Annotated in this window: 22 protein-coding genes; 12 read left to right on the plus strand and 10 right to left on the minus strand. The window is 71.0% G+C overall.

What is annotated here, in order from left to right; all coding sequences use genetic code 11:
• Positions 1-828 carry an endonuclease III gene (nth, locus tag ABIA33_RS30810; RefSeq protein ID WP_370085971.1) on the minus strand — a complete coding sequence of 276 codons (828 nt, stop codon included), beginning with the start codon at positions 826-828 and terminating at the stop codon, positions 1-3.
• Between the two features lie 88 nt (positions 829-916).
• Here nth and ABIA33_RS30815 point away from each other — a divergent pair, with 88 nt between their 5' ends.
• From ABIA33_RS30815 to ABIA33_RS30830, 4 genes are all read left to right on the plus strand, one after another.
• Positions 917-1,474, plus strand: a complete 558-nt coding sequence (locus ABIA33_RS30815; RefSeq protein WP_370085972.1) for a YbaK/EbsC family protein — start codon at positions 917-919, stop codon at positions 1,472-1,474.
• 93 nt (positions 1,475-1,567) lie between these two features.
• Entirely contained in the window at positions 1,568-1,864 is a 297-nt protein-coding gene (locus ABIA33_RS30820; protein WP_370085973.1) for a hypothetical protein, read from the plus strand.
• A 461-nt stretch (positions 1,865-2,325) separates the two neighbouring features.
• Positions 2,326-2,547 carry a hypothetical protein gene (locus ABIA33_RS30825; protein ID WP_370085974.1) on the plus strand — a complete coding sequence of 74 codons (222 nt, stop codon included), beginning with the start codon at positions 2,326-2,328 and terminating at the stop codon, positions 2,545-2,547.
• A 46-nt stretch (positions 2,548-2,593) separates the two neighbouring features.
• Entirely contained in the window at positions 2,594-3,370 is a 777-nt protein-coding gene (locus ABIA33_RS30830) for a mechanosensitive ion channel domain-containing protein (RefSeq protein WP_370085975.1), read from the plus strand.
• A 47-nt stretch (positions 3,371-3,417) separates the two neighbouring features.
• On the opposite strand, the gene ABIA33_RS30835 is transcribed toward ABIA33_RS30830, so the two are convergent.
• Complete coding sequence (locus ABIA33_RS30835; protein ID WP_370085976.1) at positions 3,418-4,998, minus strand: LCP family protein; 1,581 nt, start codon at positions 4,996-4,998, stop codon at positions 3,418-3,420.
• The gene (locus ABIA33_RS30840; protein ID WP_370085977.1) at positions 4,991-5,644 is read right to left on the minus strand and encodes a DUF6542 domain-containing protein; all 654 of its coding nucleotides are present in this window, start codon (positions 5,642-5,644) and stop codon (positions 4,991-4,993) included. The genes ABIA33_RS30835 and ABIA33_RS30840 overlap by 8 nt, the downstream gene beginning before the upstream one ends.
• 267 nt (positions 5,645-5,911) lie before the next feature.
• Here ABIA33_RS30840 and ABIA33_RS30845 point away from each other — a divergent pair, with 267 nt between their 5' ends.
• Together ABIA33_RS30845 and mgtA are read left to right on the plus strand one after the other, a co-directional pair.
• Positions 5,912-6,262 (plus strand): ArsR/SmtB family transcription factor, encoded by a 351-nt coding sequence (locus tag ABIA33_RS30845; protein ID WP_370085978.1) that lies wholly within the window; start codon positions 5,912-5,914, stop codon positions 6,260-6,262.
• Positions 6,263-6,398: 136 nt separating this feature from the next.
• Positions 6,399-9,020 carry a magnesium-translocating P-type ATPase gene (gene mgtA / locus ABIA33_RS30850; RefSeq protein WP_370085979.1) on the plus strand — a complete coding sequence of 874 codons (2,622 nt, stop codon included), beginning with the start codon at positions 6,399-6,401 and terminating at the stop codon, positions 9,018-9,020.
• Positions 9,021-9,075: 55 nt separating this feature from the next.
• Here the strand turns inward: mgtA and ABIA33_RS30855 are convergent, their stop codons facing one another.
• On the minus strand, positions 9,076-9,678 hold the full coding sequence (locus ABIA33_RS30855) for a TIGR03086 family metal-binding protein (RefSeq protein ID WP_370085980.1): 603 nt from the start codon (positions 9,676-9,678) through the stop codon (positions 9,076-9,078).
• A gap of 145 nt (positions 9,679-9,823) precedes the next feature.
• Here ABIA33_RS30855 and ABIA33_RS30860 point away from each other — a divergent pair, with 145 nt between their 5' ends.
• Positions 9,824-11,260, plus strand: coding sequence for a glycoside hydrolase family 26 protein (locus tag ABIA33_RS30860; protein ID WP_370085981.1), 1,437 nt, complete (start codon positions 9,824-9,826; stop codon positions 11,258-11,260).
• Between the two features lie 232 nt (positions 11,261-11,492).
• Positions 11,493-12,167: a Crp/Fnr family transcriptional regulator gene (locus ABIA33_RS30865; RefSeq protein WP_030253884.1), complete on the plus strand. Its 675-nt coding sequence runs from the start codon at positions 11,493-11,495 to the stop codon at positions 12,165-12,167.
• A 115-nt stretch (positions 12,168-12,282) separates the two neighbouring features.
• On the opposite strand, the gene ABIA33_RS30870 is transcribed toward ABIA33_RS30865, so the two are convergent.
• The 4 genes from ABIA33_RS30870 to ABIA33_RS30885 all read right to left on the minus strand — a co-directional run bounded on the left by ABIA33_RS30870 (position 12,283) and on the right by ABIA33_RS30885 (position 14,730).
• Positions 12,283-13,077: an MBL fold metallo-hydrolase gene (locus tag ABIA33_RS30870; RefSeq protein ID WP_370085982.1), complete on the minus strand. Its 795-nt coding sequence runs from the start codon at positions 13,075-13,077 to the stop codon at positions 12,283-12,285.
• Positions 13,074-14,015 (minus strand): NUDIX hydrolase, encoded by a 942-nt coding sequence (locus ABIA33_RS30875; RefSeq protein WP_370085983.1) that lies wholly within the window; start codon positions 14,013-14,015, stop codon positions 13,074-13,076. Before ABIA33_RS30875 ends, ABIA33_RS30870 begins: the two co-directional genes overlap by 4 nt.
• 83 nt (positions 14,016-14,098) lie before the next feature.
• A complete protein-coding gene (locus ABIA33_RS30880) occupies positions 14,099-14,575 on the minus strand; it encodes a RidA family protein (protein ID WP_370085984.1) in 477 nt (158 codons plus the stop codon).
• Positions 14,575-14,730, minus strand: a complete 156-nt coding sequence (locus tag ABIA33_RS30885) for a DUF4177 domain-containing protein (protein ID WP_370085985.1) — start codon at positions 14,728-14,730, stop codon at positions 14,575-14,577. Before ABIA33_RS30885 ends, ABIA33_RS30880 begins: the two co-directional genes overlap by 1 nt.
• Before the next feature lie 206 nt (positions 14,731-14,936).
• On the opposite strand from ABIA33_RS30885, the gene ABIA33_RS30890 reads away from it, so the two are divergent.
• Together ABIA33_RS30890 and ABIA33_RS30895 are read left to right on the plus strand one after the other, a co-directional pair.
• Entirely contained in the window at positions 14,937-15,989 is a 1,053-nt protein-coding gene (locus tag ABIA33_RS30890) for an ArsA-related P-loop ATPase (protein ID WP_370085986.1), read from the plus strand.
• A gap of 74 nt (positions 15,990-16,063) precedes the next feature.
• The gene (locus ABIA33_RS30895) at positions 16,064-17,302 is read left to right on the plus strand and encodes an ArsA family ATPase (protein WP_370086014.1); all 1,239 of its coding nucleotides are present in this window, start codon (positions 16,064-16,066) and stop codon (positions 17,300-17,302) included.
• Positions 17,303-17,471: 169 nt separating this feature from the next.
• Here ABIA33_RS30895 and ABIA33_RS30900 read toward each other — a convergent pair whose 3' ends face one another.
• Complete coding sequence (locus ABIA33_RS30900) at positions 17,472-17,789, minus strand: WhiB family transcriptional regulator (protein ID WP_037595132.1); 318 nt, start codon at positions 17,787-17,789, stop codon at positions 17,472-17,474.
• Positions 17,790-18,167: 378 nt separating this feature from the next.
• Here ABIA33_RS30900 and ABIA33_RS30905 point away from each other — a divergent pair, with 378 nt between their 5' ends.
• A complete protein-coding gene (locus ABIA33_RS30905; RefSeq protein WP_370085987.1) occupies positions 18,168-20,447 on the plus strand; it encodes a transglycosylase domain-containing protein in 2,280 nt (759 codons plus the stop codon).
• 177 nt (positions 20,448-20,624) lie between these two features.
• On the opposite strand, the gene ABIA33_RS30910 is transcribed toward ABIA33_RS30905, so the two are convergent.
• Positions 20,625-21,089 (minus strand): GatB/YqeY domain-containing protein, encoded by a 465-nt coding sequence (locus tag ABIA33_RS30910; RefSeq protein WP_370085988.1) that lies wholly within the window; start codon positions 21,087-21,089, stop codon positions 20,625-20,627.
• A 122-nt stretch (positions 21,090-21,211) separates the two neighbouring features.
• On the opposite strand from ABIA33_RS30910, the gene ABIA33_RS30915 reads away from it, so the two are divergent.
• A complete protein-coding gene (locus ABIA33_RS30915) occupies positions 21,212-22,156 on the plus strand; it encodes a metallophosphoesterase (RefSeq protein ID WP_370085989.1) in 945 nt (314 codons plus the stop codon).
• Positions 22,157-22,221 lie beyond the last annotated feature (65 nt).

Here is a 22,221-nt window from a genome sequence, read left to right on the forward strand (position 1 = left end):
TCAGCCCTTCCCGTTCAGTGGTTCCGCCGCCGCGCCCGGATAGTCGGCCGGGGGCTGCAGGCGCTGGCCGGGCTGGCCGCCCTTCTCGTACTTGAGCAGCTTCTCCGCCTTCACCGGGTCGATCTCGCCCTCACCGTAGGAGGGGCACAGCTCGGCGATCGGGCAGGCCCCGCAGGCGGGGCGGCGGGAGTGGCAGATCCGGCGGCCGTGGAAGACGACCCGGTGCGACAGCATCGTCCACTCGCTCTTCGGGATGAGCTCGCCGACCTCCTGCTCGACCTTCACCGGATCGTCGGACTCGGTCCAGCCGAAGCGCCGGGCCAGCCGTCCGAAGTGGGTGTCGACCGTGATCCCGGGCACGCCGAACGCGTTGCCCAGGACGACGTTCGCCGTCTTCCGCCCGACCCCGGGCAGCGTGACCAGGTCCTCGAGACGACCGGGCACCTCACCGTCGAACCGGTCTCGCAGCGCGGCGGAGAGGCCGAGCAGCGACTTGGCCTTGGCCCGGAAGAACCCGGTCGGCCGGATGATCTCCTCCAGCTCCTCGGGGTTGGCCGCCGCCATCGCGGCCGGCGTCGGGTACTTCGCGAACAGGGCCGGCGTGGTCTGGTTCACCCGCAGGTCCGTCGTCTGCGCCGACAGCACCGTCGCCACCAGCAGCTCGAACGGGTTGGTGAAGTCCAGCTCCGGATGCGCGTACGGGTACACCTCGGCCAGCGCGCGGTTGATCTTCCGCGCCTGCCGCACCAGCCCGGTGTGCGTCGTCGGGACCTTCGCCTTCTTGAACACCGGTCGCCCTGCGGCCTCGACCACGCCACTCTTCGCCATGGGGTCAGCCTACGGGCCACCACCGACAGCGGACGGCAGAATCCGCCCGCCCTCGGCGCTGCGAGCCCGCTCTGCTTCGATGGCTTCCATGACCACGACTCTCACTGTGCGCCCTGTCCTGTCACGACCGGACCTGCTGGCCGCCCCGGTGGCCGCCGCCCTGCACGGTTGGACCGAGCAGTCCGCCGCCCAGGTGGACGTCGCGGAGATCGATCCCGACCTCGCCGACACCGCCGCGTTCTGCGACCGGTACGAGGTGGCTCTGGAAGACTCCGCGAACTGCGTGATCATCGCGGCGAAGCGGGGTGGTACGACCACCTACGCGGCCTGCATGGTCACCGCGACGACCAGAGCAGACGTCAACGGCCTGGTGCGGAAGCACCTCGACGCCCGCAAGGCGTCGTTCGCGCCCGTGGACGCCGTACTGGCGGCCACCGGCATGGAATACGGCGGGATCACCCCGATCGGACTCCCGGCGGACTGGCCGATCCTGGTGGACTCCGAAGTCGCCGCCAACCCGCGGGTCGTGGTGGGTTCCGGCATCCGGGGTTCCAAACTCTGGCTCCCTGGACGGCTGCTCGCCGAGTTGCCGGGTGCCCGGGTTCTGGCCGGACTCGGCATCCCGCTCGCCCAGCCTTCGCACTAGGAGGGTGCGGCCCTAGATCACTAGCCAACACTTGCCAGATTGCGCAAGTATAAGAACGTTGGAGACTGACGCGTACCTGTGGAGGGGGAGCACGTGGGGCGGGAGACGGCGCTGCGGTTACGGGCCCGGGTGGCCGAGGTCAACAGGCTGTACGCGGCCGTCCTGGCCGCACAGCAGGACGAGGTCGAACGTCGGCGGCTGGCCGAACTCGTGCGCGCGAGTGCCCTGCTGTCCGCGGTGGCCCGTGGCGCACTCGGCGAAGTGAGCGTCCGGCCCTCCGAGGCACTGGTGCTGCGGGGGGTCCCCCGCGGTTCGCGGGTCGGCCGCCGGGCGTCGAATGCCGGGCGGGTCGCCGACCGGATCGCGGCCTGGGCCCAGCGCCGTTCCTGATCCGGTGACAGCTGTCGGCGAGGATCCCGAGCGCGGTCACGGCCTGCACCCGGAACTGACGCCAGGTCAGCCCGGCCATTTCGCCACCTCCGACGATGTCGATCGGCCCTGACCGGGGTAGACGAGGACCCGGTCCTCCAAGCTGGTGATCGAAAGGTCCAGGACGGGTCGTGCGGGGGTCGTCTGTGCGGACGACGACAGCGCTCCGATCGCCGGTGCGGCTCGCGGAGACGACCGGCAGGTCCACGGGAGGGCGACGTCGCTCGGACCGATGAAGTAGACGACGGGGCCGCGAGCGGCCTCGTTCGCCGACCGTGACCGGCCGCACGCGAGCCCTGGTGACACCGCTCGTCCACTGATGTCGATCTTCCTCACGGCCCGCATACGGACCGGCGGGTATCAAAGGAGTCGAGGGCACTTCGGGTGCCCGTCCCCGACGACCGACCGCCAGGATTTTGCGTATGACGACCGAACCCGCGCCCCGAGGTGACGACTGGGACGACGTGGTCCTCGACGAGGCGTTCACCCGTGCTGCCCCGGTCCACGAGCCCTCCGGCCGGGCGCGGATGCTCAGCGCCCGGTGGCGGCGGGAGGCCCCGGAGCCCGAACCCTGGCGCAGCGACAAGCCCCCGGCCGGGTGGTTCTGGAGCAAGGCCCGGGGACGGCGCCGCCGCAGATCCTGACCGGGCCGGTACGGCGCCGCCTGCGACCGCCTGTCACGATGAGCCCATGGACGAGGAACGCGTCGCCGGACCAGCCGGCGACCCCGGAAGCGAGGCCGGAGGCGACCCCGGAAGCAGCCCCGGCAACGCGGCTGGAACCGGGGACGGAAGCGGGGACGCAAGCAGCGCCGGCAACGCGGCCGGCGACGGCGCCGAAGCCACGCCTCCTACTGCCCGCTGGCACGGCGCCATCCGCACTCGCCGCGCGATCGTCACCACCGTGCTGGCGATCGCCGGCCTGGTCCTCTCCACCAAGTACGGCGGTCTGCTCGGCGACCCAGCTGCCCGCTCGCACCTCACCGACCGGTTGATCGCGGCGGCGGGTGCGTGCGTCTTCCTGGTCTTCGCACTGATCGCCGTGCGCGGCGCCACCCACGACCTGCTCAAACTGCTCCCCCACGGCTTCGGCGACGCCCGAATGGCAGCCCTGCGAGTCATCTGCCTGCTGACCGGCTACGCACTGGTGATCCTCGGCACGCTCAGCCTGCTGCACGTGCCCTGGAGCAGGCTGATCCTCGGCGGGGCGCTGACCGGTGTGTTCCTGGGCATCGCCGCTCAACCCGTGCTCGGCAACATCTTCGCCGGACTGGTCCTGCTGGTCGCCCGTCCGTTCACGGTCGGCGAGGAGATCAGCGTCCAGTCCGGCGCCCTCGGTGGACGGCTCCAGGGCGAGGTCACGGACATGACGCTGATCTTCGTCGAGCTGCACACCTCCGAAGGAACGATGCTGCTGCCCAACAGCTCGGTACTGGCCGCCGCCATCGGCCCCGCGCGGGTCAGTTGAGCCGGGTCAGTTGCGCCGGTCAGTTGAGGCAGGTCAGTTGAGGCAGGTCAGTTGACGCAGGGGATGCCGCCTGCCTGGACCGCCGCGCCCTGGAACGGGATGCTCGATGTGTCCGAGGGGACAGCGCCGCTGCCGGACCCGGACTGCGCGCCCGAGCCCGAGACTGCTGGCGGCGTGAATCCGGCGCCGAGGATGACCTCGACGTGCCCGGCCTTGACCGCGGAGCTCGCAGTCGCGCTGCCGGCGCCCAGATTGCCGGCGATCTGCTGCGCCGCGGTGTCCGCGCCCGCTCCGTACAGGACGGTGGTGTGGCTGCGCGCGGCGTGCGAGCCGACCTGGCCCGCGGTGTAGCCGAGGGCGACCAGGGCCTTGGACTCGGCCGCGGCCGCGCCGGTGACGCCGGAGCCGTTCTCCACGTCCACCACCGCCGGGGCGGCCTTGACCGGCGCCGCAGCGGAACTCGCCGCTGCGGGGGCGGAGGGCGCGGGCGAGGGGTCGCGGCCGATCAGCCGCTGCATGATCCGCTTGACCTGGTCCGGGTCGACCAGGTTCACCGACTCCTGGTTGCGGGTCGCGAAGCCCTGGATGGGCAGGGTGTTGAAGACGACCTTGCCCCCGGTGAGGTTGGGGGCCTGCTGGGCGAAGTCCAGGATGTTCCACTGGTTGTCCAGCACGACGTCCTTCTTGACGACATCCAACAGCGACTGCATCTTCCCCAGGTCGCTGAACAGGCCCTCCTGCTTGAGCTTGTACTCCACCGAGGAGATGAACGCCTGCTGGCGGTGCGTGCGGTCCAGGTCGCCGTTGGTCAGGTTGTGCCGCTGGCGCACGAAGGACAGTGCCTGCGCGGCGTTGAGGGTGTTGTACCCCGCGTGGAAGTTCGCCCCGGAGCCCTGCCCGGCCATCGCCGGGTCGGAGGTGGCGTGCTTGAGGCAGACCGTGATCGGCTGGACCGCCTGCGCGATGTCGTAGAAGCCGATCAGGTTCACCTCGGCGAAGTGGTCGATCCGCACGCCGAGGAACTGCTGCACGGTCGCCAACGTGGCCTCCCGGCCCACCTCGCGGCTCTGCTGCTCCAGCGCCGCGCCCTTGACGCCCTGGGCCTGCAGCTTGGTCTCGGCCACGGACTTGGCCAGCCCGTACGCCTCCTTTATCTTGTGCATCCCCTGTGAGGACCCGTCCCCGTTCAGGGTCTGCACGTAGTCGTCACGGGGGATGGAGAACGCCTGGACCTGGCCGCCGCCGGCCGGGATGTGCAGCAGGATCAGGGTGTTGGTGTTGTAGCCGCCGATGTCGCTGGACCCGCCCGCATGCAACTCGTCCTGCACCACCCAGTTGGGCAGGTTGTTGCCGTTCATGTCCTTTCGGCTGTCCAGACCGATCAGCAGCAGGTTCACCGAGTTGTCCAGTGCCTTCGGCGGCGCGTTCTTCTGCGTGACCGACAGCGCGTCGGAGCTCGTCATCCCGGTGGTCAGCGAGTGGTAGGTGTACCAGGAGAAGCCGGCCGTCAGCAGCACCCCGGCCGAGGCCGCGACCGCGACCGCGCGGCCCAGCAGCACCAGCTTGGAAGGTCGCGGCGCGCCCTTGCGGCGGACCGCTCGGCCCGGCTCGTACCGTCGGTCAGCCACGTTCCTGCCCCTTCTCGCGGGCGCCGCGCGCCGCTCGTACCACCACGACCGCCAGCGCCGCCCCGGTGGCGATCGCCATGACCGGGAAGGCATGCGCGGTCCACGCCAGCATGTGGGTCGCCAACGCGGCGCTGGACGAGGAGCCGCCCAGGCCACCGAGCGAGCGAGCAGCCAGGGCGACCAGCAGCACCACCGCCGGGGTCGCCGTCACCACCCACCACTGCGCGCGTCGCGCCACCACGGCCGCCGCGCCGATCGCGCCCAGCGCCGCGCAGGCGGTGAACAGCAGGCCGAGACCGCTACCGGACACGACGGCGCCCAGCAGCGGCACGCAGATGAGTACCAGCATGCCCACCGCAGTCGACCGACCCGCACCGCCCGCACCGCCCGCTCCACTGGACGCGGTGCGACGGGCCTGCGCGCGGCCCGGCCCAGGCGCGGGTCGCTCCGGCACACGCTGCGCCGGCTGCTCCGTGGATTCGCCGTGCCCATCCGCGACCTCGTCGACCTCGTCCGCGAACAGCGGCCCTCGGGTCTGCGCCACCTGGTTGCCGATCCGCTGGTAGCCGATCCGCGGCACCTGTCCGGGGAAGGCTCCCGCCCCGTCCTGGTCGACCCCGCTCGGCCGACCCCATGAGTCGGTCATGCCTCACGCCCTTCGAACACTCGCATCGTCGACAGCCCTCGCAACACCGTGGAATCTCACTGCAGTACGACGCAGCAGGCACGAAGACAGTTGCACAGTTGCGCAATGTAGCAAGTAAGACTGGTGGTGCGCAGGCCCCACTGGGTGAGAATGCCACCAGGCGGCCGCCGAACAGCATCCCGCACGACGGGACGTGTTTGCGCGTGCCCGACCCGATCCGGGAGGCTGACCGCAGGCACGAGAACACGGACCCTCGGAAGGGTGCACATGACCGGGACACGGGGGATCGCCGACGGCCTGCCCCCCGACCTCCTCCAGGAGGCCGCGGGCACCTTCGGGCTGCTCGCGTCCACGATGCGGCTTCACATCGTATGGGTCCTGTCGCAGGGCGAGTGCGATGTCGGCGGACTGGCCGAGCAGGTCGGCGGCACGCTGCCCACGGTGAGTCAGCACCTGGCCAAGCTCAAGCTCGCCGGACTCGTCCGTGCGCGCCGCCAGGGGCGGCACCAGGTCTACGTCGTGGAGGACCCGAACCTGGCGGCGATGGTCCGCCTCATGGTCGAGCATCTCGCCGCGCTGCACCCTGATGCCGGGACGCGGCGTGCTCTGGGTGCCTGACCCGGCCCCTCTGCCCGCGCCGCCGACAGCCGACGAGCGCACAGGCGAGCGCACGAGCGAGCGCACAGGCGAGCGCACGCCGATCAGCGTGCCGACCGATCCCCCGGCCGAGGCGCGCCTCAGCGGATACGCTGCCATGACCGATCGTCAGATCGTCAGGCTCCTACGCTCCAGCCCGAGCGGGCTGGTGGAGGCCGAGGCCGACGACCGTCTCGCCACCGCCGGGGACAACGCTCTTCCCACCGTCCGCAGCCGCAGGCTGACCCGTCTGCTCGCCACCCTGCGGGACCCGTTCACCGTGGTCCTGGTCATTCTCGCCGTCGCCGCCACCGCCATCGGTTCCCTGGAGACGGCCGCCGTCATCGCGGTCCTGGCCGGCGCCAGCTGCCTGCTGCGCTACCAGGCCGAGTACCGCGCCGACCGTGCGGCGGCCGCTTGCGGCGTACCGGACGCCGCGACCGCCACCGTCCTGCGCCGCGCGGACGCGGACGCCGCTCCCGTGGCCCGTGAGGTCCCCGTCGACCAACTGGTGCCGGGCGACGTGGTCGTCCTGTCGCCGGGAGATCCGGTGCCCGCCGACGTCCGGCTGCTCCGCTCGGACGGGCTCCGGGTAAGCCAGGCCGCGCTCAGCGGGGAGTCCGCGTCCGCAGACAAGCACCCTGCCGTGGACCGGAGCCTCGCCGTGAGCGGTGAGACCCCGCTGTTCGACCGCCCCCAGCTGTGCTTCCTGGGCAGCACCGTGTCGTCCGGAACGGGCACCGCTGTCGTCCTGGCCACCGGCGGCGACACCTACTTCGGAGCGACCAACAGCAGGGCGCCACGAAGGGGAGCGCCCACCGCCTTCGAACGTGGAACGGCGGACATCTCCCGCACCCTTGTCTGGCTGACCGTCCTCGCGGCCGTCACCGGACTCGCGGTCAACGCGCTGTGGCTCGGCCGTGGCCTGGAGGCCGCCGCGTTCGCCGTGGCGGTCGCGGTGGGTCTCACCCCGGAAATGCTGCCGGTGGTGGTGAGCACCGCGCTCGCCCGAGGCTCCGTACGCCTGGCCCGGCAGCAGGTCATGGTGAAGCACCTGCCCGCGGTCCACAACCTCGGCGCGATGGACGTGCTGTGCACGGACAAGACCGGCACCCTCACCCTCGGCCGCCCCACCCTGTCCTGCCACCTTGACCCGAGCGGTCACCCTGACCCCGGCGTACTGCACTGGGCTGCTGTCAACAGCCTGCTCTCGCTGGAGCAGGCCGACCTGCTCACCGGCGACCCGGTCGACGAGATGGTCCTCGACGCCGCCGGCCACCTCGGCCTGCCCGTGGACGCCGAGGGCATGACCGCGGTCGCGGCACTCCCCTTCACCTCCACTCGGCGCAGGTCCACGGTGGTGCTGCGGCGACCCGGACACCCCGGCGCGCACACGCTGGTGACCAAGGGCGCCCCCGAGGACGTGCTGGCGCGCTGCAGCCGGGTCCGGGACGGAGGCACCGAACAGCCCCTCGACGACGCCCGCCGCTCCCGGCTGCGGAGACTGGTCGACACGCACGGGGAACAGGGCGTCGCCCTGCTGGCCGTGGCCCGGGCCGACCGTCCGGGCCGGCTGGGCAGGTACGGCGCCTCCGACGAGGACGGCCTCACCCTGCTGGGCTTCCTCGGCGTGCGCGACGAGCCGCTGCCCGACGCGCGGGCCGCTGTCGCCGCGCTCGCCGCCCAGGGTGTCCAGGTCAGGGTCGTCACCGGCGACCACCCCCAGGTCGCCGCCCGCGTCTGCCGCGACGTCGGCCTCGACCCCGGCACCGTCGTGGTCGGAGCGACCGTCGATGCCCTGGGCGACGAGGAGCTGGCCGTGCTCGCGGCCCGGACGACCCTCTTCGCCCGGATGACACCACGTCAGAAGGCCCGCATCGTCGTCGCGCTGCGCCGGTCCGGCAACACCGTCGGCTTCCTCGGCGACAGCGTCAACGACCTGCCCGCCCTGGCCGCCGCGGACATCGGCGTCTGCCCCGAGCAGGCCGTGCCGACCGTACGGGCCGGCGCGGACGCGGTCCTGGCCCGAAAGGACCTGGCCGCACTCAGCCCGGCGGTGTCCACCAGCAGACGCACCCTCGCCAACATCGCCAACTACCTGCGCATCACAGTCTCGTCCAACCTCGGCAACGCCCTGTCGATGATCGCCGCGAGCGTGCTGCTGCCGTTCCTGCCGATGCTGCCCGGCCAGGTCCTGGTGCAGAACCTCTGCTCCGACCTGGCCCAACTCGCCCTCGCCTTCGACCGTCCCGACGAGAGCCGGCAACGGGCTCCGCGCACCTTCGACCGCCGCGGCATCCTCGGCTTCGTGCTGTGCTTCGGCCTGATCAACGCCATCGCCGACCTCGCCACCTTCGCGATCCTCGGCCACCTCACCGCGCACCAGCACGACCCCGCCTCCGAGGCGGCCTTCCGCGCGGGCTGGTTCACCGAGAACCTGATCACCCAGGCCCTCGCCATGCACCTGCTCCGCTCCCGCGGTGGATCCTCCCCGCGAGCCAGAACCGCCCCCTGGCCGATCTGGCTCGCCAGTACGGCCCTGGTCGGCGCGGCCCTGCTGCTCCCCCGCACGCCGCTGGCCCCCGCGCTCGGCCTGGGCAGCCTCCCCGGCTCCTGGTTCCCGCTCCTCCTCGCCGTGCTGGCCGGCTACTGCCTGCTCACCGTTACCGCCAAGGCGATCTACCACCGGGCGGGCGGCCCCGGGACGACCCGGCGCGACCAACGACCTGGGGAGCGATAGGGCTCGGGTCAGCGCACGCCGCTCGGCACCTCCGCTTGCCGTGGCCAGGAGCAGGTCAGGCGGTCCAGTCGGCGCGGCGGCCGAGATACTTCAGCAGCGCCGTCACCTCGTCGTCCGCTGCGGCCGGTGCGATCGCCGGAGCGAACGCGAACGCCCGGAGCGGCTCCACGATCTCGCCGGCGACGCTCAGCAGGTCCCGGGACAGCTCCTGGGTCAGCGGTGAGGGCTGACCGGTGGCCACGGCGATGTCCCACGCGTGAACGGCGGCGTCGAGGGCGGCGGCGCCGGATGCCACCCAGCTGGGCAACGGCCCGAGCGGCAGCGGGGTCGCCATGGTCCCGGTGTCCTTGCCGACGGTCGCCCACGCGGCGGCGGACAGCGCGAGTCGCGGGCTCAGAAAGTCCGCCGGTTCCTGGTCCAGGTGTCCGCTGGGGGCGAACGGGTTCTCGGTCGGGCCGCCCTCGCCGGTGATCGCCGCGGCATAGGCGAGCTGGTCGCCTACGGCGTGCTGCAGCACCTGGGTGACGTTCCACTGCTCGCAGGGAGTGGAACGGAGCCAGTCATCCGTCCGAACGCCCTCGACCACCGAGCGCAGCGCCCGGTGCGACTCGTCCACGATGTCCCAGCCGCTGGAGATGTGCGTGTCCTTCTCGTCCATGCTTTGGACCCTAGCCCGCGCCTGTCCGCAGTCGGCGCGGATTCGCCGGACGGACACTGACGGGTCGTCAATGCGGCCGGTTCCACCCGGAGTCTCGCGGCGCGCCGTGGATACTGACAAATCGTCACAATATAGTCTCCTCCCTATGCCACAGCGCTGCCTGGCACCCGTTGCCCGCCTCGCGATCGCGATGCTGGCCGTCACCCTCCCGGTGACGTCCTGGCTGCTCTCCCTACCGGGGATGCCAGGGACGCCAGGTCGGCCAGGGACGCTGCGCGCCCCGGGCGGGTACGGGGCCACCGCGTCGCTGCCGAACGACGACGCGATCCGGAGCGCCCCCGGGGACCCGACCGCGCTCCCTCCCCACGCCGTCCCCTTCGGGGCCTTCCTCGGTTCGGACTGGTCCTACGACCGCCTCGCCCGCTTCTCGTCCTGGCTGCACCAGGCGGACATCCAGGTCGGCCACACCTACCTGCCCGGATACCAGTGGTCCGACATCGAGGGCAGCATCTCCCTGCTCGGCCCGTGGGCCCACTGGCGGCTGTCCGCTCCTGACCGGATGCTGGTCCTCGCCGTCCCCATGCAGGAGGCCAACGAGGGCAACCTGGACGACTACACCGTGCGCGACCTCCTGGTACAGGCCGCCTCCGGCGCCTTCGACGCCCACTTTCTGAAGCTGGCCCGGCGACTGGTCGCACTCGGCGCGAGTGACACCGTGATCACCCTCGGCTGGGAGATGAACGGCACGACCTACAGCAGCCGCTGCAACCCCGACCCCGCCGACTGGAAGACCTACTGGCGCCGGATCGTGACGACCATGCGCAGCGTCCCCGGCCAGGCGTTCCGCTTCGACTTCGACCCGACCCGGGGAACAGACGACCACCCCTGGACGGACTGCTACCCGGGTGACGACGTCACCGACGTGATCGGCATGGACAGCTACGACCTGGATCCCGGCCGAACCTTCGACGACTTCGTGAGCCAGCCGTACGGGCTGCAGCAGCAGGTCACCTTCGCCGCGGCGCACCACAAGCCGGTGTCCTACCCCGAGTGGGGGATGTTCCGCTTCGGGGACGATCCCGACTACGTGCGGCGCATGCTCGGCTGGATCCAGACCCACGACACCCTGTACCAGACGATCACGGACTACTGCCCGCACGGGATCTGGTCCTGCCCGGAGAATCCGCAGGCCAGCGCGGTCTACCAGCGGGCGCTCTCAGCGATTCCCACGCCGACACCGACGCCGACACCCACCCCGTCGCCCACACCCACACCCACACCCACGCCCACGCCGACACCGTCGCCGCCGCCCACGCCGATGCCCACCCCGACGCCCCGGCCGACGCCGTCGCCCACCCCGATTCCGGCACCGACGCCGACCCCTCCCGGCGCCCGTCCCTCGCCGAGCCCGGTGGTCACTCCGACCCCCTGCCACCACCGCCGCTCGCCGACGTACTGCGCCGGTGGCCCGCCCGCACCCACCGCCCCCGTGCCACCACCGACGCCGACGCCCCCGTCGCCTTCACCCGTCCCCAGATGGGCCCCACCCCACGGCAGGCTCAAGCTCCCCGGCAAATCCTGATCCGTCCGCCCCTTGGGGCGGACGGCCCCGAAACGAGTCCCGGAAAGACCCACCTCTTCGAGCCACGATGCCCGATCATGGCTGAAAGCACCGTTGTGAGTGCTTCGGCAAGCACCCCTGTGCAAAGCTCCCGTTCCGATGAGCCACACTTGTTGTGATTGATCGCACTGTTTCCCGGTCGGGCATGATGGGGATCGCACCTCAAGCCTGCACGGCCGACAAGGAGGACCGAGTGGACGACGTTCTGCGGCGCGCCCCGCTCTTCACTGCTCTGGACGACGAGCAGGCTGCCGAGCTGCGCGCCTCCATGACGGAGACCACGCTCGCGCGCGGCGAGTCCCTGTTTCACGAGGGCGACCCCGGCGACCGGCTCTACGTCATCGTCGAGGGCAAGGTGAAGCTGCACCGGACATCGGCGGACGGGCGCGAGAACATGCTGGCCGTGGTCGGCCCGAGCGAGATGATCGGCGAGCTGTCGCTGTTCGACCCGGGCCCGCGCACCGCCACCGCCTCGGCGCTGACCGAGGTCAAGCTGCTCGGGCTGGGCCACGGCGACCTGCAGCCCTGGCTGACGACCCGCCCCGAGGTCGCCATCTCGCTGCTCCGGGCCATCGCCCGCCGCCTGCGTCGTACCAACGACGTCATGTCGGACCTGGTCTTCTCGGACGTCCCCGGCCGTGTCGCCAAGGCGCTGCTCGACCTGTCGCGCCGCTTCGGCGTGCAGTCCGACGAGGGCATCCACGTCGTCCACGACCTCACCCAGGAGGAACTGGCGCAGCTCGTCGGCGCCTCGCGGGAGACGGTCAACAAGGCACTGGCCGACTTCGCCGGACGCGGCTGGCTGCGTCTGGAGGCTCGCGCCGTGATCCTGCTGGACGTCGAGCGGCTGGCACGCCGCTCGCGCTGACCCGACCTGGTCAGAGCGTCGACGAGTCGACCAGTCGACTCGCCTGATCAACCGGTGAGGGGGTACGGCCGTCCGGCCGTACCCCCTCACCCGTTCGTGCGACCTCGTCCTACTGTCAGATCAACCCGTGTTCGCGCAGGTACTCCAGCTGCGCCCGCACCGACCACTCCGCCGCAGGCCACAGCGCCCGGTCGACGTCCGCGTACACCCGGGCGACCACCTGCTCGGGCGTCCGGCAGCCGGCCTCGACCGCGGTCTCCACCTGCGCCAGCCTGGACGCCCGGTGGGCCAGGTAGAACTCGACCGTGTCCAGCGCGTCGGCCAGCACCGGACCGTGTCCCGGCAGCACCGTCCGCACCCCGTGCTCCGCCGCGAGGGAACGCAGCCGCCGCAGCGAGTCCAGGTAGTCGCCGAGCCGCCCGTCCGGGTGCGCCACCACCGTCGTGCCGCGACCCAGCACCGTGTCACCGGTCAGCACGGCCCCGTCGGCGGGCAGCTGGAAGCACAGCGAGTCGGAGGTGTGTCCAGGCGTGCCCACAATGCGCAGCTCCAGGCCGCCCAGCTCCAGCACCTGCCCGTGCTGGAGCCCCTCCTCGCCCAGCCGCAGAGCGGGATCGAGTGCCCGCACCCCGCTGCCGCTCAGCTCGGCGAAACGAGAGGCGCCCTCGGCGTGGTCCGGATGGCCGTGCGTCAGCAGGGTGGCCGCTACCCGGCGTCCGCTCCGCTCGACGTGGTCGAGCACCGCGCGCAGATGCCCCTCGTCCAGCGGGCCCGGGTCCACCACGACCGCCAACTCGGAGCCCGGCTCGGCCAGCACCCAGGTGTTGGTCCCGTCCAGAGTCATCGGCGAGGCGTTCGGCGCGAGCACGCAGAACGCGCGATCAGTGGCCTGACCTGCGATGCCACTCATGTTCCCGCTCCCATCGTCAGCTCCGGGTGCCCGGACCAGCTGACGGACACCCGGCCGTCCACGATCTGCGCCCGGGCCATGATCGGGGCGATCTCGCGCTTCCGCGCCGCTTCCAGCGCCTGGGCCGCCGCTCCGTACGGCTCCAGCTCGCGCAGCGTGGTGACGGTCGGCGGAAGCATCAGGAACTCGCCGCTCTCGGCCCGCCGCACCGCCTCACCGGGCGACAGCCACTCCACCCGGTCCGCCTCGCCCGGCACCTCCGCCGTCCGCTGCCCCTCGGGCACGGCCGCGACGAAGAACCAGGTGTCGTAGCGGCGCTCCTCGAACTCCGGCGTGATCCAACGCGCCCACCCGCCCAGCAGGTCGCTGCGCAGCACCAGTCCACGCCGGGTCAGGAACTCCGCGAAGGACAGCTCGTGCCCCTCCAGCGCCACCCGGTCCGCGCGCCACTGCTCGCCGCTGACGTCGGCGACCACCGAATGCTCGTCGGCGCCCGCCAGCAGGACCCCGGCCTCCTCAAAGGTCTCCCGCACCGCCGCGCACACCACGGCCCGCGCCGTCTCGGGCGGGCAGCCCAGCCGCACGCCCCACTCCTCGGCCGACGGCCCGGCCCAGCCGATGGCCGTCGTGCCGTCCCGCGGATCGACGCCACCGCCCGGATACGCGTACATGCCGCCCGCGAACGCCATCGAGGATCGACGGCGCAGCAGGTACGCCTGCAGGCCGGCCTCCGCGCGCTCCGCGCGAGACTCAGCCCCGCGAGCCTCAGCGCCGCCCACGTGGTTACGCAGCAGCACCACCGTCGACGCCAGCCTCGGCTGCGGCGGTGTCAGCTCGCCGCGGACCAGCGCGTCGATTCGCTGCGCCCAGCTCGGCGGCAGCGGGTTGCCCTGCGGCCGGCCCGGCGTCCGACCCTGCGGTTCGTCCCGATCACTCATGCCCGGATCGTACGGCGCGGCCGGTTACAACGGCGGGGCAGGTTAGCGCCGCAGCACCGCAGCAACCCGCCCCGCCGGAGAACTCACTCCCCGCTGACGCGGACCTGAATCTCCACCTCGACGGGCGCGTCCAGCGGCAGCACCGCGACGCCGACCGCACTGCGGGCGTGCACCCCGGCCGCGCCGAGGACCTCGCCCAGCAGCTCGCTCGCGCCGTTGACCACGCCGGGCTGGGCGGTGAAGTCGGGTGCGGACGCGACAAAACCGACGACCTTGACGACCTGCTCGATCCGGTCCAGGTCACCGATCACGGACTTCACCGCGGCAAGGGCGTTCAGCGCGCAGATCCGCGCCTGCTCCTTGGCCTCTTCTGCGGTCACCTCGGCGCCGACCTTGCCGGTCAGCGCGAGCTTGCCGCCGACCATGGGCAGCTGGCCGGAGGTGAACACGTACTCACCGGAGCGCACGGCGGGGACGTACGACGCCAGCGGGGGCACCACCTGCGGCAGCTCCAGACCGAGCTCGGCGAGTTTGCTCTCCACCCTGCCGACCGCGCCCATCAGGACTTCTCCCGCTTCAGGTAGGCGACAAGCTGCTCCGAGTTGGGTCCGGGAACGACCTGGACCAGCTCCCAGCCGTCCTCGCCCCAGTTGTCCAGAATCTGCTTCGTCGCATGCACCAGCAGCGGCACCGTCACGTATTCCCACTTGGTCATGGGTGGACTCTAACGGTTCGCCGGGACGGTCGAGCGCCTGTGATCTGCGACACAAAGAGGTGCAAAGCACTCGCGGTGGCAAGGCGACTCCCGACGGCGGACGCGGGTCGTGGTTACGCTCGCCAGAAGGGCAGAGTCTGCAGGAGCGGTAAGCAGGGACCAGCTGAACAGCAGTCAGCGGACGGATCAGCGGACGGAGACGCATCATGCCGGACTGGGAGGGCGTGCGGCTGCACGTCGTCAGCGGCAAGGGCGGGACGGGCAAGACCACGGTCGCCGCTGCCCTGGCGATGGCGTTGGCCGCCGAGGGCAAGCGCACGCTGCTGGTCGAGGTCGAGGAGCGGCAGGGGATCGCCGAGCTGTTCGGCATCTCGGCCCTGCCCTACGAGGAGCGGAAGGTCGCCAGTGTCGGCCCGGGCGCGCTCGGGCGCGGCGGCAGCGCCAAGGCAGGGCGCGAGGGGGAGGTCTTCGCGCTCGCCATCGACATCGAGCAGGCCCTGCTCGAGTACCTGGAGATGTTCTACAAGCTCGGGCGTGCCGGAAAGGCCCTGCGCAAGGTCGGCTTCATCGACTTCGCGACCACCATCGCCCCCGGCCTGCGGGACGTCCTGCTGACCGGCAAGGCCTGCGAAGCCGTACGCCGCAAGGGCCCGGACGGGCGGCGGGTGTACGACGCGGTGGTGATGGACGCGCCGCCGACCGGGCGGGTCAGCCGCTTCCTCAACATCAACACCGAGGTGGCGGGCCTGGCCAGATTCGGCCCGGTCTTCACGCAGTCGCAGGCCGTCATGCGGGTGATCCAGTCGCCGGAGACGGCCGTGCACCTGGTGACCCTGCTCGAGGAGATGCCCGTGCAGGAGACCGTGGACGGCGTCGCCGAGCTGCGCGCTGGGGGCCTGCCGGTGGGCGGGGTGTTCGTCAACATGGTGCGGCCGCCGATCCTGGACGAGGCGGCGATACTGGCCGCCGAAGGCGACCACCGCGAGGAGTTGGCGTTGGCGCTGGCCGACGCGGGCGTGGGCGCGCGGCGCGGCGGGGGAGCGCGGAAGACGGTGCCGGCCGCGACCAGGAAGCTGGTGGAGCCACTGCTCGCGCAGGGGCGCGAGCACGCGGCCCGGGTGCTGCTGGAGCGCGACCAGCGCGCGGACGTCCAGGCACTGAAACTGCCCACCTACGAACTGCCGCTGCTCAGCGGCGGCGTGGACCTGGGCGGGCTGTACCGCCTGGCGGCGGCACTGAAGAACGAGGGGGCAGCGTGAGTACCGCAACCAAGGGTCGTGAACCGGGTCGTGAACCCGGGCGTGAACCGGCTCGCGACCAGGCCCGTGACCCGCTGGCAGGGCTGCGGCTGGACGTCGACGCCCTGATCGACGATCCGGCGACGTCGATCATCGTCTGCTGCGGCTCGGGCGGTGTAGGCAAGACCACGACCGCCGCGGCGCTGGGCCTGCGGGCGGCGGAGCGCGGACGCAAGGTGGTCGTTCTGACCATCGACCCGGCGCGCCGGCTGGCGCAGTCCATGGGCCTGACCGAGCTCGACAACACTCCCCGGGTCGTCAAGGGAGTCAGCGGGTCCGGTGAGCTGCAGGCGATGATGCTGGACATGAAGCGGACCTTCGACGAGGTCGTGCTCGCCCACGCCGATCCCGAGCGGGCCCGGCAGATCATGGAGAACCCGTTCTACCAGTCACTCTCGTCCGGCTTCGCCGGGACGCAGGAGTACATGGCGATGGAGAAGCTGGGCCAGTTGCAGGCCGCTCGCAGCTGGGACCTGATCGTCGTGGACACTCCGCCCAGCCGCTCCGCGCTGGACTTCCTGGACGCGCCCAACCGCCTCGGCTCCTTCCTCGACGGCAAGCTGATCCGGGTGCTGATGGCGCCGGCGAAGGTCGGCGGGCGCGGTGCGATGAAGTTCCTCAATGTGGGGATGAACATGTTCACCGGCGTGCTCGGCAAGGTGCTGGGCGCGAACGTGCTGCAGGACGTGTCGACCTTCGTCGCGGCGATGGACTCCATGTTCGGAGGCTTCCGCGAGCGGGCGGACCGCACCTACGCACTGCTGCAGGCACCGGGCACGGCGTTCCTGGTGGTGGCCGCTCCGGAGCGGGACGCGCTGCGCGAGGCCGCGTACTTCGTGGACCGGCTGGAGACGGACCGGATGCCGCTGGCGGGGCTGGTCCTGAACCGGGTGCACCGCACGGGCGCGCCGCAGTTGACCGCGGAGCGTGCGCTGGCCGCCGCGGAGACGCTGGAGTCCCAGGACCAGGAAGCGCAGGAGCCGCAGGAGTCCACGGAGAACGACGCCGAAGGCGCGGAGGACGCAGCTGTGGGCGCCCTCCCCCCGGAGCCCGCCCTTCTCGCGGAGACTCTCTCGGAGACGGAGCTGCTCGCTGCCGGGCTGCTGCGGCTGCACGCGGACCGGGTGCGGACGATCACGCATGAGCGGCGGATGCGGGACCGCTTCGTCTCGGTCTATCCGGACGTGCCGCTGGTGGAGGTCCCGGCGCTGGCCGGGGATGTGCACGACCTGGACGGCCTGCGCGAGATCGGCGAACGGCTGGGCACAGGCTGAAGGTTGAGGGCAGCCTGACTGCAGTCCGCAGTCTGGCGGCAGGTCGGCTGGACGGCAGGTCGCAGTGCGACTGCGCGGCAGCCGGAGAGCGGCAGCCCGACAGCGGCCCGCGGGTCCGGCCGTGCGGGGGCCGGATCACGCGGAGCGTGCAACCGGGCGAGAACCGGGGTCAGCCTGCTTCGGCGTAGTCCGGATCTCCGATGGAGAAGGTCTGCTCGTACTCGGTACGAGCGGTCTCCAGGAGCCGGCGCCAAGAGATCACTGTCGGCCTGCGACGCAGCAGGGCTCTCCGCTCCCGCTCGGTCATTCCCCCCCACACGCCGAACTCGACGCGATTGTCGAGGGCGTCCGCCAGGCATTCCGTACGCACCGGGCAACCGGTGCACACTGCCTTGGCGCGGTTCTGCGCCGCCCCCTGAACGAACAGTTCGTCCGGATCACTGGTGCGGCAGGCTGCCTGCGCACTCCAGTCGTCAACCCAGCCCATGCTGGTGCCGTCCTCTCCCGAATCGAGGCTCCCCCACGGCGGCAACGGCATATTCGCTGTTGCCAGTTGAGGACGTTACGGAAGAAGAGCAGGTTGCAACAGCCCCTTGGGGCCCAAACCTGTATGGCCCGTTCGGACTATGCGTACGGGGGAGATCACCCACTGGAGTGACCGCAGGTAAGAAGGCCGGACAGGCTTCGGGGACCTGTGCGACCTACTCCACCGGCTTTAGTTCCTGGCATATGACCGCGATACGGACAGATCTCATCACCCACAAGAGTGAGATCAGCGGGCGCACAGCAACTTGTCGCAAGCTTGTGACAAGAGTAGGCGAACAGATGCCCGCCTGTCCGGGTAACCGCCACGTAAGGTTCTGCCATGGCAGCGAATGGCTCTGGATCCCCCCTTCACAAGGTCGGCCTCGGTGTGCGCCTGCTCGGCGCGAGCGTGCTGGCAGGCACTCTCGTCGCAGGGCTGGCCCTCCCGGCCGTCGGTGCGCTCGGACTCAGCGCGAAGTCAGCCGCCAACGACTTCAACAACATTCCCGACACGTTCACCGCTCCGCCGCTCTCGCAGGCGTCGACGATCTACGACGCCAACGGCGGGGTGATCGCGAAGGTCTACTCCCGCGACCGCACGGTCGTGCCGCTCAGCCAGATCGCCCCGGTGATGCGCAGCGCCCTCATCGACATCGAGGACAACCGCTTCTACCAGCACGGCGCGATCGACCTCAAGGGCACCCTGCGCGCACTGACCAAGAACGCGGGCTCCAGCGGCGTCTCCCAGGGCGGATCGACGCTGACGCAGCAGTACGTGAAGAACGTCTTCGTGGAAGAGGCCGGGGACGACCAGACGAAGGTACTGCAGGCACAACAGCAGACCATCGGCCGCAAGATCCAGGAATTGAAGTACGCGATCAAGCTGGAGGAGACGCTCTCCAAGGACCAGATCCTCGCGGACTACCTGAACATCACCTTCTTCGGTGAGCACGCCTATGGCATCGAGGCCGGGGCCGAGCGCTACTTCAGCGTCCACGCCAGCCAGTTGACCATCCCGCAGGCGGCGCTGCTGGCGGGCATGGTGCAGTCGCCCACCAACTACGACCCGATCGTGTACCCGATCGACGCCAAGACCCGCCGGGACACGGTGCTGGACCAGATGGCGAAGTACGGCACCATCACCGAGGCCCAGGCCACGGCGGCGAAGGCCACCCCGCTCGGCCTCAAGGTGAGCCGGGCGCAGGAGGGCTGCATCACCGCGAAGGGCGGCGAGGCATTCTTCTGCGACTACGTGCAGCACGTCTTCCTGAACAGCTCCAGCTTCGGTGCCACACCGCAGGCGCGGCAGGCGCTGTGGGACGCCGGCGGCCTCTCGATCCACACCACGCTCGACCCCAAGGCGCAGAAGTCCCTGCAGGCGTCGGTCACCTCGCACGTCTACGCCGGTGACAAGGCTGCGACGGCGATGACCATCGTCCAGCCGGGCACCGGCAAGATCGTCGCGATGGGCCAGAGCCGCCCGTACGGCAACGGCAGCGGCGGCAACCAGACCACCCTGAACTACAACGTCGACCGCACCATGGGCGGCGGCGGCGGCTTCCCCACCGGCTCGACGTTCAAGCCGATCACGGCGGCGGCGGCGCTGGACTCCGGCAACTTCACCATGGACCAGACGTACGACTCCCCGTACCAGGAGCCGTACCCGGCGATGACGGACTGCCAGGGCAACAACCTCCTGGCCGTCTCCAACCCGCCGGACCAGAACGACTCCAAGACCCTGGTCGGCCCGTTCAACATGCCCACCGCGATGGCACTGTCGGTGAACACCTACTTCGTACCGCTGGAAGGGGCCGTCGGCCTCTGCAACGTGGTGAAGATGATGAACAAGGTGGGCATCACCACCCAGGCCACGTACAAGACCGGCACGCACACCCTCGCGCCGATCCAGCAGGTCCAGTCGCTGACCCTGGGGACCAACAGCCTCACCCCGCTGGAGATGGCCAACGTCTACGCGACCTTCGCGTCCCGCGGCCTCTACTGCTCGCCGACCGCGATCACCTCGGTGACCACGGTGGACCACAAGAGCCTGCCGGTGCCCGGCGCCAACTGCACCCAGGTGATGTCGCAGAACACCGCCGACTCGATCACCTCCATGCTGAAGGGCGTGATCGACGACGGCACCGGCGCGGCCGACGGCTTCAGCGACGGACGGCCGAGCGCGGGCAAGACCGGTACGACGGACAGCCACAAGCAGGTCTGGTTCGTGGGCTTCACCCCGCAGCTCTCCGGCGCCACCGTGGTCAGTGACACCGGCACGAAGATCACCAGCCTCGAGGACGGCCAGTCCATCGGCGGAACGACCCCGTACCCGGTCTTCGGCAGCACCGTCGCCGGGCCGATCTGGCACGACGCCATGAGCGGCGCGCTCTCCGGGCTCCCGTTCGTCGACTTCAACACCGTCCCCCTGCCTGCCAAGGTCACCAAGTCCAACGGCGGCAACACCGCCGGCGCCACGGCGGGCACGACCGCCGGTACCACGACGGGTACGACGACCGGGACGAACGGCGGCACCGCCAGCGGGACGAACGGCGGAATCATCGCCGGTCTCCTCGGCGGCAAGACCGGTGGGAAGACCGGCGGCAAGACCGGCGGCCACTGACCCCGCAGGGTCGGCCCACCACCTCGCCCATCCACGCCTGAGGGGGCGCCCGGATCAACTCCGGGCGCCCCCTCAGGCGTTCTCGCTCACGCTCAGCTGCGCGGCCGACCAGCGACACGACTGGCCGACTGCACTGGCCGGCTGCACGACTGGCGGACCGGCTGCCTGCACGACTCCTTACAGGAGTGCCTGCTTCACCGCCGCCGCCACCCGACCGCCCTCGGCCAGCCCGGCGACCTTCGGGTTCACCAGCTTCATGACCGCGCCCATCGCGCGCGGCCCCTCAGCCCCGCCGGCCTTCGCCTCGGCGACGGCCTCGGCGACGATCGCCGCCAGCTCCTCGTCCGACAGCTGCTTCGGCAGATACGCGGCCAGGAGCTCGCCCTCAGCGCGTTCCCGCGCGGCCGACTCCGGACGTCCACCCTGCTCGAACGCCTCGGCGGCCTCCCGGCGCTTCTTCGCCTCACGGGTGATCACCTTGAGCACCTCCTCGTCGGAGAGCTCGCGGGCGACCTTCCCCGCCACCTCCTCCGTGGTGATGGCGGACAGGGTGAGCCGGATCGTGCCGGAGCGCAGCTCGTCCCTGGCCCGGATCGAGGCCGTGAGGTCCTCCTGCAGCTGCTTCTTGAGGTTCGTGGTCATGGGGGAAGTCTCGCATCCCAGACATCCGTCCGCCCGCCAATATGAGCGTTCGCCGAACCGCTGTCGGCGGCAGCATCTCACCTGCGTGACGCCGGGCCAACGGCCTCTGAGACGATGGAGGGATGCGACCGCTCTACGCCGTACCCCTGGGAATCGCCGCGACCGGTGCGGCCTGCGTGGCCTACGCCGCCGGAATCGAGGTGCGCTCCTTCCGGCTGCGCCGGGTCACCGTCCCGGTACTGCCCGCGGGGTCGCGGCCGTTGCGGGTGCTCCAACTGTCGGACATCCACATGGTCAACGGGCAGGGCAAGAAGCAGCGCTGGCTGCGCGATCTCGCGGCGCTCAAGCCCGACCTGGTGGTGAACACCGGCGACAACCTCTCCGACCCGGAAGCCGTGCCGCAGACGCTCGACGCGCTGGGCCCGCTGATGGACCTGCCCGGCGTGTTCGTGTTCGGCTCCAACGACTACTACGGCCCGGTTCCGAAGAGTCCCACCCGCTACCTGAGCGCGATGCTCTCCGGCGACCACGGTCTGAACGCCGCGGACGGCACGGCTCGGCGCGGGATCGTCGGCGCCATCCACAACCCGTGGGAGGAACTGCGGGACGGCTTCGACCAGGCCGGCTGGCTGGACCTGACGAACACTCGGGGCCGGCTCAAGATCGAGGGCCTGGACCTGGAGTTCACCGGTCTCGACGACCCGCACATCCGCCGCGACCGCTACGCGGAGGTCGCCGGCGGCCCGAACGCCGAGGCTGACCTGTCGATCGGCGTGGTGCACGCCCCGTACCTGCGGGTCCTGGACGCGTTCACCGCCGACCGCTACCCGCTCGTCCTCGCCGGACACACCCACGGCGGTCAGCTCTGCGTCCCGTTCTACGGTGCACTGGTAACCAACTGCGACCTCGACCGACGACGGGTCAAGGGACTCTCCCGGCACACCGCCGGAGGCCACCGCTCGTACCTGCACGTCTCGGCGGGCTGCGGCACCAACCGCTACACACCCGTCCGCTTCGCCTGTCCGCCCGAGGCCACCCTGCTGACGCTCACCCCGCGCGACGCCTGACCACTCCGACTCCGGACTGCCGAACGTTCGCCTCGCTGCGCCTCGGCTTCGCCGCCTCCGCTTCG

Source organism: Streptacidiphilus sp. MAP12-16 (assembly GCF_041262165.1).
Lineage (GTDB): Bacteria > Actinomycetota > Actinomycetes > Streptomycetales > Streptomycetaceae > Streptacidiphilus.

Bases quoted from the DNA above. Each gene is read 5' to 3' on its own strand.
- nth (WP_370085971.1), bottom strand. From the start codon at position 828: ATGGCGAAGAGTGGCGTGGTCGAGGCCGCAGGGCGACCGGTGTTCAAG.
- ABIA33_RS30815 (WP_370085972.1), top strand. From the start codon at position 917: ATGACCACGACTCTCACTGTGCGCCCTGTCCTGTCACGACCGGACCTG.
- ABIA33_RS30825 (WP_370085974.1), top strand. From the start codon at position 2,326: ATGACGACCGAACCCGCGCCCCGAGGTGACGACTGGGACGACGTGGTC.
- ABIA33_RS30830 (WP_370085975.1), top strand. From the start codon at position 2,594: ATGGACGAGGAACGCGTCGCCGGACCAGCCGGCGACCCCGGAAGCGAG.
- ABIA33_RS30840 (WP_370085977.1), bottom strand. From the start codon at position 5,644: ATGACCGACTCATGGGGTCGGCCGAGCGGGGTCGACCAGGACGGGGCG.
- ABIA33_RS30845 (WP_370085978.1), top strand. From the start codon at position 5,912: ATGACCGGGACACGGGGGATCGCCGACGGCCTGCCCCCCGACCTCCTC.
- mgtA (WP_370085979.1), top strand. From the start codon at position 6,399: ATGACCGATCGTCAGATCGTCAGGCTCCTACGCTCCAGCCCGAGCGGG.
- ABIA33_RS30855 (WP_370085980.1), bottom strand. From the start codon at position 9,678: ATGGACGAGAAGGACACGCACATCTCCAGCGGCTGGGACATCGTGGAC.
- ABIA33_RS30860 (WP_370085981.1), top strand. From the start codon at position 9,824: ATGCCACAGCGCTGCCTGGCACCCGTTGCCCGCCTCGCGATCGCGATG.
- ABIA33_RS30870 (WP_370085982.1), bottom strand. From the start codon at position 13,077: ATGAGTGGCATCGCAGGTCAGGCCACTGATCGCGCGTTCTGCGTGCTC.
- ABIA33_RS30875 (WP_370085983.1), bottom strand. From the start codon at position 14,015: ATGAGTGATCGGGACGAACCGCAGGGTCGGACGCCGGGCCGGCCGCAG.
- ABIA33_RS30880 (WP_370085984.1), bottom strand. From the start codon at position 14,575: ATGGGCGCGGTCGGCAGGGTGGAGAGCAAACTCGCCGAGCTCGGTCTG.
- ABIA33_RS30885 (WP_370085985.1), bottom strand. From the start codon at position 14,730: ATGACCAAGTGGGAATACGTGACGGTGCCGCTGCTGGTGCATGCGACG.
- ABIA33_RS30890 (WP_370085986.1), top strand. From the start codon at position 14,937: ATGCCGGACTGGGAGGGCGTGCGGCTGCACGTCGTCAGCGGCAAGGGC.
- ABIA33_RS30900 (WP_037595132.1), bottom strand. From the start codon at position 17,789: ATGGGCTGGGTTGACGACTGGAGTGCGCAGGCAGCCTGCCGCACCAGT.
- ABIA33_RS30905 (WP_370085987.1), top strand. From the start codon at position 18,168: ATGGCAGCGAATGGCTCTGGATCCCCCCTTCACAAGGTCGGCCTCGGT.
- ABIA33_RS30910 (WP_370085988.1), bottom strand. From the start codon at position 21,089: ATGACCACGAACCTCAAGAAGCAGCTGCAGGAGGACCTCACGGCCTCG.
- ABIA33_RS30915 (WP_370085989.1), top strand. From the start codon at position 21,212: ATGCGACCGCTCTACGCCGTACCCCTGGGAATCGCCGCGACCGGTGCG.